This is a genomic window from Allocoleopsis sp., assembly GCF_036703385.1.
GTDB lineage: Bacteria > Cyanobacteriota > Cyanobacteriia > Cyanobacteriales > Coleofasciculaceae > Allocoleopsis.
In genome coordinates, this window is the sequence record NZ_DATNPA010000720.1 from 1 (window position 1) to 8,938 (window position 8,938).

General features: G+C 47.4%; 10 protein-coding genes. 4 read left to right on the plus strand and 6 right to left on the minus strand.

Annotation, left to right across the window (positions count from 1 at the left end; all coding sequences use genetic code 11):
* Window positions 1–1,949 (plus strand): alpha-mannosidase (locus V6C93_RS33905; RefSeq protein ID WP_333481094.1); only part of this gene is annotated, 1,949 nt, incomplete at its 5' end.
* Window positions 1,950–2,134: 185 nt separating this feature from the next.
* Here the strand turns inward: V6C93_RS33905 and psbN are convergent.
* On the minus strand, window positions 2,135–2,266 hold the full coding sequence (gene psbN / locus V6C93_RS33910; protein WP_333481095.1) for a photosystem II reaction center protein PsbN: 132 nt from the start codon (window positions 2,264–2,266) through the stop codon (window positions 2,135–2,137).
* Window positions 2,267–2,350: 84 nt separating this feature from the next.
* Between psbN and psbH the strand changes: the two genes are divergently transcribed.
* Together psbH and V6C93_RS33920 are read left to right on the plus strand one after the other, a co-directional pair.
* Window positions 2,351–2,554 carry a photosystem II reaction center phosphoprotein PsbH gene (psbH, locus tag V6C93_RS33915; RefSeq protein WP_333481096.1) on the plus strand — a complete coding sequence of 68 codons (204 nt, stop codon included), beginning with the start codon at window positions 2,351–2,353 and terminating at the stop codon, window positions 2,552–2,554.
* A gap of 103 nt (window positions 2,555–2,657) precedes the next feature.
* The gene (locus V6C93_RS33920) at window positions 2,658–2,945 is read left to right on the plus strand and encodes a TatA/E family twin arginine-targeting protein translocase (RefSeq protein WP_333481097.1); all 288 of its coding nucleotides are present in this window, start codon (window positions 2,658–2,660) and stop codon (window positions 2,943–2,945) included.
* Window positions 2,946–3,225: 280 nt separating this feature from the next.
* On the opposite strand, the gene V6C93_RS33925 is transcribed toward V6C93_RS33920, so the two are convergent.
* On the minus strand, window positions 3,226–3,945 hold the full coding sequence (locus V6C93_RS33925) for a response regulator transcription factor (RefSeq protein WP_349262925.1): 720 nt from the start codon (window positions 3,943–3,945) through the stop codon (window positions 3,226–3,228).
* 412 nt (window positions 3,946–4,357) lie between these two features.
* On the opposite strand from V6C93_RS33925, the gene V6C93_RS33930 reads away from it, so the two are divergent.
* On the plus strand, window positions 4,358–4,987 hold the full coding sequence (locus V6C93_RS33930; protein WP_333481099.1) for a CPP1-like family protein: 630 nt from the start codon (window positions 4,358–4,360) through the stop codon (window positions 4,985–4,987).
* Window positions 4,988–5,291: 304 nt separating this feature from the next.
* Here the strand turns inward: V6C93_RS33930 and V6C93_RS33935 are convergent, their stop codons facing one another.
* The 4 genes from V6C93_RS33935 to pstC all read right to left on the minus strand — a co-directional run.
* Window positions 5,292–6,008 (minus strand): SDR family oxidoreductase, encoded by a 717-nt coding sequence (locus V6C93_RS33935; protein ID WP_349262926.1) that lies wholly within the window; start codon window positions 6,006–6,008, stop codon window positions 5,292–5,294.
* A gap of 118 nt (window positions 6,009–6,126) precedes the next feature.
* Complete coding sequence (gene pstB, locus V6C93_RS33940) at window positions 6,127–6,924, minus strand: phosphate ABC transporter ATP-binding protein PstB (protein ID WP_349262927.1); 798 nt, start codon at window positions 6,922–6,924, stop codon at window positions 6,127–6,129.
* Between the two features lie 66 nt (window positions 6,925–6,990).
* Window positions 6,991–7,947 (minus strand): phosphate ABC transporter permease PstA, encoded by a 957-nt coding sequence (gene pstA / locus V6C93_RS33945; protein WP_333481102.1) that lies wholly within the window; start codon window positions 7,945–7,947, stop codon window positions 6,991–6,993.
* 3 nt (window positions 7,948–7,950) lie between these two features.
* Window positions 7,951–8,938, minus strand: a 988-nt coding sequence (pstC, locus tag V6C93_RS33950; protein WP_333481103.1) for a phosphate ABC transporter permease subunit PstC, incomplete at its 5' end; no start/stop codon positions are given.

The following is an 8,938-nucleotide window of genomic DNA, read 5'->3' on the forward strand; positions in this document are numbered from 1 at the left end:
TTGCATCTCCCTTCTTCCCTCGTCTGGAATTTACGACCGCTCATGCCTATTTGCAGCATATCAAGGCTCAGCTAGAGAGAGAGCAAAGCAGCAGAACGGTAGGGGCGGGTTTCGCAGACAAACCTGTAGGAGAATCGATCACCTCTCAACAAAACCCGCCTGCTTCAGCCGTCTACGAGAGTATGTCCCCGTCCCTAGCCTCCATTCCTGTTTGGGATGATGAACTCTATCTAGAATTCCATCGGGGTTGCTACACCACCCACGCCGACCAAAAGTTCTGGAATCGTCGTTGTGAGGGGTTGTTGTACCAAGCCGAACTTTTCGCCTCTCTGGCAACCCTCAGTACTGGCGCTGACTATCCCCAGACTGAGTTAGAAGAGGCTTGGAAAAAGGTGTTATTTAACCAATTCCACGATATTCTACCGGGAACATCGATTCCAGAAGTGTTTGTGGAGGCGAATACCGCTTGGCAAGAAGTGGAGCAAGTCGGGTTAAAAATAGTGGAACAGTCGTTAAGAGCGATCGCATCCCAAATTGCCCTACCCCCGCCCCCACAACCCAACGCGCACCCGATTATCGTCTTCAACCCTCTCAACTGGAAGCGTTCAGAACTAATTGCCGTTTCTCTGGAAGAAACTGGAGACTGGGGACAGCAACAAGTCAACAGTCAAAATTCCCATCCCCAATCCTCTGCTAAGTCAACGGAAGCATCCTGGGAAATTTACGATTTTTCAGGACAAAAGCTTCCCTGCCAGCTAACGGAAGAATCGACACTATTGTTTCTGGCAAGAGATATTCCTTCAGTTGGGTATCGTGTGTTTTGGCTTTGCCCAGTTCCCATTCCCAATTCCCCGTTCCCTATCCCCAATTCCTCCGATGATTTTGTTTTAGAGAATGAATGGCTGAGGGTTGTAGTTGACCCCGACACGGGTGACTTAAGCAGCGTCTTCGACAAAATCCACCAGCGAGAAGTCCTCAGTGACGCGGGAAATCAGTTGCAAGCTTTCCAAGATAGCGGTCAATATTGGGACGCCTGGAACATTGACCCCAACTATGCTCAGCACCCCTTACCGTCAACTGAGCTGAAATCCATTGAGTGGATCGAACGAGGAGAATTGCGATCGCGTTTGCGGGTTATGCGCCAGCTCGGACAATCCCAGTTTTGCCAGGATTATATCCTTGATACTGAATCACCCCTGCTTAAAATTGCGACAACTGTAGACTGGCAGGAACGGCATGTCTTAGTCAAAGCCGCTTTCCCCCTGAACTTGGACGCTAGCTATGCCACTTATGAAATTCCCTGCGGTGCCATTGATCGCCCCACTCGCCCCCAAACTCCCTCAGAGCAAGCTAAATGGGAAGTTCCGGCTTTGCATTGGGCCGACATTGGGGATACAGAATACGGCGTGAGTTTAGTTAATGATTGTAAATATGGTTACGATGCTCAGCCCTCTCAATTACGCCTGACGTTACTGCGAAGTCCCTGTTGGCCTGATTCTGAAGCTGACCAAGGTATCCATCAATTCACTTATGCACTCTACCCTCACAGTGGCAGTTGGCAGTCAGCGGGTACGGTGCAACGAGGTTATGAGCTTAATATGCCGCTGATCGTACTCAATAACTGTCCTTTCGGAACCTATAGCCATCGACATTTACAACCGATGGGTCGATTGTTAGATTTGCAAGCTCCCAATCTTGTCTTGATGGCTTTTAAGCAATCAGAGGATACCCCCAATCAATGGATTATGCGGTGTTATGAATGTAAAGGCGAATCAGCGGAGTTATCGCTCACGAGTGATTTAGATTTAGCGATCGCACATCCTGTTGATTTATTAGAGCGATCGATTCCCGCCGATGAGGTGCTACTGAATGGGCAAAGCGTTAACATTTCTCCTTGGAAAATCGCCACGCTTATCGTGAGGGTGACCTCAAATCACCCTATCGGGTGACATACGGCCTAAAGTGCGCATCCTGAGTCGCACTTTAAGGTGTAAGGCCAAATGATGTCCCGATTCCTGTGATTATTCTAAAACCTAAAAGGGCTTGAGCGATCGCTCAAGCCGATTGAATCCTTCCCTGAACTCTGAATGTTTTCAACCATGACGCTGCTTCCCTACAACAGCTTAGGAAGGTATCAGTCTTCGTGATCTTCAAACGGATCGCTCAATTGGGCCGAAGGCGGGCCAAAAGCGGTGTAGATTGAGAAGGCGGTGATAGCGAGAACAAACACGCCGATTGAAATGCTAAGAACTATTGCGGGCTCCATAGATTAGATAAATTATGAGAGTTATACCTTTATAATATTACGGAACATTACAAAAAATCTATTGAGATCGATCATAGGTGACACATGGCACAACGGACGCGGTTAGGAGATGTTCTCAAGCCCCTGAACTCGGAGTATGGTAAAGTGGCTCCAGGATGGGGAACGACGCCATTGATGGCAGTCTTCATGCTGTTATTTTTCGTGTTTTTACTGATTATTTTGCAGCTTTACAACTCCTCACTCTTGCTTGAGGGTATTAAAGTCGATTGGAGAAGTTTAGCTCAGTAGTCGGCTACTCTAAAATTCTCATTAATCCTTCGCTCCCCGGCTAGTCCGGGTTTTTTTAGTTAGAGGGGAACTTGGAGTTAAAAACTGATAAGGAGGTCACCACATGAACGTTTTTGGTATTGGTCTGCCGGAAATGGCTCTGATTTTAGTCATTGCCCTCTTGGTATTTGGACCCAAGAAGTTACCGGAAATTGGTCGGAGTCTAGGTAAGGCAATTCGAGGCTTTCAAGACGCATCTAGGGAGTTTGAATCTGAATTTAAGCGTGAGGCTGAACAAATAGAGCAAGCCGCGAGGACACCAATACTTCCTGAGTCTGGAGAAGTCGCGGCTAAGGAAGCTTCCACAGCGGAGTCTAATCATCAAACAACTACTTCATCTCAACAAAGCTAAGACATCCAACGACTGGCTTTCTTTTAGCCCGCAGACGCGGGCTTTAAGCTTTGTGCCAGTTGGGCGTAAGGGTTTCGTAAGTCTGTGGCACCAGCAAATTTTGCTTTTCCCAAAGCTTTATTAGCTAACCAACTGCACTGGTAAATGCAATAGTCGGGGCACCCTGTTCAACCCGCTTTTGCAAGACACTGGAATCGAAAAATGGTCAAACACCGTGTCGTTGGTTATTGAAACTCACCTTGAACTTGACGCCAAACTCATAGAGTTCGAGTAGTCCATGTTAGGATTCTGACTTGCCATTTTTGTGGCTGTTAGGAGCCTCAAACTTGTAACCTACTCCCCGAACGGTTTGAATCAATGACGGCTGCGTCGCATCAAGTTCAATCTTTTTGCGAATTTGACCGATATGAACGTCAACCACCCGCTGATCCCCTACATAATCGTACTCCCAGACTTCCTGAATTAGCTCGGAGCGACGCAGTACTCGACCGGGATGACAGGCGAGAAAATGCAAGAGGTCAAATTCTAGAGCGGTTAAAGGCACGGGTTGTTCGTTAATGGTTACCTCACGACGCCCTGGATCGATCACCAACTTGTCGAAGACAAGGCGCTGTTGTTCAGTCGGAGTAACTTCCCGCTTGCGTTTCAAAATCGCTCCGACGCGGTTTTCCAGCTCTTGCAAATCAAAAGGTTTGGTGAGGTAGTCATCAGCACCTCGTTTAAACCCTTGGTCTTTGTCGGCAGCATCTCCCCGACTGGTGAGCATGAGGACAAAGACATCGGTACGGCTCTGCATTTCCTGACATAGGTTGTAACCAATGGCGTCAGGCAAATTCACGTCCAGAATTACCAGGTCTGGGTTAAATTGCTCAAACAGGGCTAGAGCCGTCTTCCCGTCTTGAGCAGATTGCATTTGATAGTTCTTCTTGCTTAAAAAGCGAAGAATTAAATTTCGGATGGCCGGGTCGTCATCCACGACAAGAATCTTGGCAGAGGCCATGTTCATAGCTTTTCACGGAGAACTGGATTGTTGGGATCAACACGCAGGATGTTTTACACCATTGGTGTAATGAGCATTCTAGTCAATTATCCGTCGTAGAATTAGGGGATGCCAATAGCTTTGAGATCCCTCATAGCTCAGAGAATAAAGAAATTTCTCAAGTGCCTAACTACTTTTAGCACTTGGGGAAGTGTTTCTCAAATTTTGAACGTGGTGGTTCGAGCAAGCGCTTGTCTTCAAAGAACAGGCTAAACTAGCTTCCAGGGGAGTTAGCCTAACACTCAATCATAATTACCCTGTTACGCTGTCGGTAGTAACAGAAGCATTGAGCGTAAGCGATGCCTAACCTACTAACTACTAGTGTAAAGTTGCTGTCATACCAGTGAAAAGAAGGGATGTCTCGGAGGTTTGAATGAGCGATCAAAATCCCTACGAAAAGCTTGGGGTTACGGAAGATGCTTCGTTTGATGAAATTCAGGATGCCAAAGTACGCCTGATGCAGCAGCATCGTGGCGAACCAAAGCTTTTAGAGGCTGTCGAGGCTGCCTACGATGCGATTATTATGGATCGCTTGAGAATGCGTCAAGAGGGCAAAATCAAGGTTCCGGAGCGCATCCGCTTTGCAGAGAAATTGTCTCAAGCTCCGCCAAGTTTTTCTCAATCTCCCGTGAATAACTCTCCGCCGTGGCTGCAAAGACTGGTGGATACTCCAGCACCGGGGGACTTACTCTGGCCTGCTGTCTCATTCCTGCTGCTTGGCGGTGTGACAATTTTTTATCGTGTTCCGGATATGTCGTCAATGCTCTCGTTAGTTTTGGCGTTGGGCGTGGGATGTAGTATTTATCTCCTGAATCGTAAAGAAGGACAATTTGGTCGTGCTGTATTACTCACGCTGGCAGGTCTGTTGATCGGCGTCGGCTTAGGGAGTGTGTTGGGGGGTTCCCTAGCTACACAAATCACCTCTATCGGTATCACATCTGATCAAGTTGCTACACTGGTGACCTTTTTCGTTCTCTGGCTGATTAGTAGCTTCCTACGTTAGAAACTAAGCCTCCCAGTGAAGATTATCTCTCACTTCACGACAATGGGCAGATTTTTGCTGCAACGTAGTATCCGGCTTTAAGTCGTGACCGATGTAGCAGTAACTCTATGGCTGCACTGAGAGGTTAATGGACACAGAAAAACGCAGATAGTTTGCAGTTGTGAATCGCGATTCCCAGGGGAAACTTTTGAACATTCAATGTATTTCAGGTTTCCCCAATGGCGTCGATAAGCATGGTATGGCAGCTTTTTGCAGCTTTTTAGGCCATTTCCCAGGAAGAAGGAACTTCGTTAGCGTACCACAATTAGAAAAACAAGTGAGTTTCGGGCTGAATATTAATTTCCATCGGTACGGCTTGGGGATCAGCCTTCAGGGCGAACAGGATGGCGTTAGCCGCTGTTTCCGGTGTCAGCATTTTTGAGCGGTCTACCTTCAAATTGGCGCTGTCCCAGAAAGGAGAATCTACACCGCCAAAGTAGAATAAGGTGAACTTGATGCCGTAGCGCTTCAGTTCCTCTGCCATGCACTTGCTGAAACCTACAACACCGAATTTGGACGCACAATAAGCGGATGCCATTACCATCGAGTGCTTACCCAGAATTCCGACGATGTTGCAGATGTGACCCGTTTTTTTCTCCTTCATCACCTCCGCTGCCGCCTGAGAGGTGTAGAAGCTGCCTTTCAGGTTTAGATTGAGCATGGCGTCCAAATCCTGTGGTTCAATTTTGTTGTACTGCTTCATCACCGCAGCACCTGCCGCATTCACCAAAACGTCAATTTGACCGAATTGTGCGATCGCTTTTGACATCAGTGTCTCGACTTGAGACGAGTTAGTGATATCGGTAGGGACACTTAAAACCCGATCTCCCTGAGCGTGAGCTAGCTCAGATGCCAGTGCGGCTAAACGAGAACTATTTCTTGCTGCTAGTACCAGACTTGCCCCTTCCTGTGCTAACTTGCGCGTTAAGGCGGAACCAATGCCACCAGTGGCACCGACTACAACCACGACTTTGTCCTGCATCATTCTTTACATTTCTTTACATCTTTTCCCATGATACAGATTTAGCAGTGGGGAGTAAGTATCCTCACCGCTGTAGACTAATCACACATTTTTTGCAGTTTGTCAAGGATTTAACTTTCTAACCAAAGCGACCCGCGACGTAGTCGCGGGTGCGATCTTGAATCGCCTCTGTAAAAATCTTGGGAGTGAGTCCGAATTCAACAAGCTGACCGATACGACTCTCATCTGTACTGAAAAAAGCCGTATAGTCAGAGATGCGAGAAGCTTGCTGCATATTGTGGGTAACAATGACGATTGTCAGTTCCTGACGAAGAGTCTGGAGCAGTTCTTCTATCCTCATCGTGGCGATGGGGTCTAGGGCAGAACATGGTTCATCCATCAATAAAACCTTGGGCTTCACGGCTAGAGCACGAGCAATACAAAGTCGCTGCTGTTGTCCGCCGGAAAGTCCATAAGCGGATTGATGCAGCTTATCTTTCACCTCATTCCATAACGCAGCGCTACGCAATGCTGATTCCACACTTTCATCTAATTGTGCCTTGGAACGCCACCCCATTAACCGGACACCGTAGGCAACATTATCGTAAATACTTCTGGCAAAGGGATTGGGTTTTTGGAACACCATGCCGATATGACGGCGTAGTCGATTAGGATTGACGCGACGACCATAAATATCCTGACCGAAAAATGTCACCCTACCTTCAATCCTTACCTTGCCCTCCAGTTCCCCGATGCGGTTTAGGGCTTTGATAAACGTAGATTTACCGCAACCCGATGGGCCAATAATCGCTGTAATCTGATTACGGTAGATATCCATTGATATCCGTTCTATGGCTTTTTGACTACCGTAATAGAAGCTGAGGTTCTTGACACGCAAGGCTGGAATCAACGCATCATTTGATGTTGCAGTTGGCATTCCTGAATGCTCGGAAGTCGGATTGGGAAAATTAACCCCTGAATCTTTGCTACTAGATTGCATGATTTACCGGATCTTGAGGCGTTTACGAGTAACTTGGCGAGACAAAATGCTGCTGAGCAAAACAAGTCCAATCAGAACAATAGAAGCCGTCCAAGCGAGTTTGTTTTGCTCTTTGTAGGGTGAGCTGGCGTAGTTGTAAATTAATACCGATAGGGAAGGGGTTGGTTCCAACAATCCTTGCAGCGAAAGTTTAGGCCAGAATTGAGTTGAACGAGCTGTGAAAATGAGAGGGGCTGTTTCTCCAGCTGCACGAGCAACGGCAAGCAGGACACCAGTCGTAATGCCAGGGAGCGCTGATGTTAGCACAATGCGGACGGTGGTTTGAAAGCGTCCACCTCCTAAGGCAGCGGAGGCAAGGCGGTGGGAGGTAGGAACCAACTTTAAGGCTTCTTCTGTACTTAAAGCCACAATGGGGAGCATGATGACGCTCAGAGCGAATCCGCCTGCGATCGCTGAAGCGCCTTTCATGGTGAGGACGATGACGCCATAAGCAAAAACACCGACAACAATTGAGGGAACGCTGCTCAGGATAACGATGATAAAGCGGATATAGTTAGCAACAGCAGAACCTTTGCTAAACTCCGATAAAAAGATACCTGTCATTACGCCAAAAGGAACGCTCAAGAAAAAAGCAATTCCTACCATCATCAGCGTCCCTACAATGGCATTGGCAAAGCCATTAGATCTGTTCTCTATACCCTCTGGTGCTGGTAGAGAAATGAGTACTTCTGGTAGGGGAATTGGTAAGCCCAAAAGATGTACTTCCTGCAACTTCAGGAGTTGAGGAAACCCTTGACGCAGAAGCTCAAATAAGATGGCAAACAGAGGTAGTACAGCCGCAGCCGTCAGTGTGAAAGCAAGTAGCATCATGCCGAGACTGAATGCGGTTCGAGCGAATGAAAGGGGTTGATGAATTTCTTGCTCTAGGGATTCGTCTAAAATGTTTTGCTCCGCATTCATTGGTTATTCGCCCTTCACTAGCGATAGAGAACTGAGCATATTTTCAATTCGTTTCCCGCTAATTAACTGAACCATTAACACGGCAATCATGTTAACGATTAGGGTGATCACAAATAGAATTAGCGCTAAATACATCAAAGCTCCAATATGAAATTTATCTAAGGCTTCTGCAAATTGATTGGCTAAAACAGCTGGAATGGTGTAACCAGCCGCCAAAAGTGAGGGACTGATTTGAAGGGAATTACCAATCACCATCGTTACCGCCATCGTCTCTCCCAAGGCACGCCCTAAAGCAAGAATGACCGCTCCTAAAATTCCCGATCCGCCTGTTGGCAACACGACATTCCAAATTGTTTCCCAACGAGTTGCGCCCAAAGACATGGAGGCACTCCGCAACTCTTGAGGCGTAACCAGCAATACTTCCCGACTAATGGCAGCGACAGTCGGTAAGATCATAATCGCTAGGACAATTCCTGCTACGAACATCCCAGGCCCAAAGGGTTCGGTATTAAACAGGGGTATCCATTTGAAGTGGTCGAATAGCCACTGCTGGAAGGGGAGTAGGAAGGGAATCAACACAAAAATTCCCCATAGACCAATGATGACGCTGGGAATGGCAGCGATGAGTTCGACGAGAAATGCTAAAGGCGATCGCACCCATCCAGGTAAAAAATCTTCGCTGGTGACAATGGCGACAGCTAGTCCTGTAGGAACGGCTAGCAACAGCGCCAAGGCGGAACTTACCAATGTTCCATAGATAAAAGGTAGAGCGCCAAACTTTTCTTGCCCTACATTCCAGGTTTGGCTGCACAAAAAATTCAGACCGAATTCCCGAACGGCTGGCGCAGCATCTTTATAAATCACCCAACTCATCCAAAACAGCACTCCTGCTGTTGCCAAAGCAGTAGCCCAAACTAGGGCTGTAAATCCGTACTCTAGCCAGATACCCTCTCCCTTTGTGCTAGTAAGGTCTGTATCAAAGCCAGCTTCT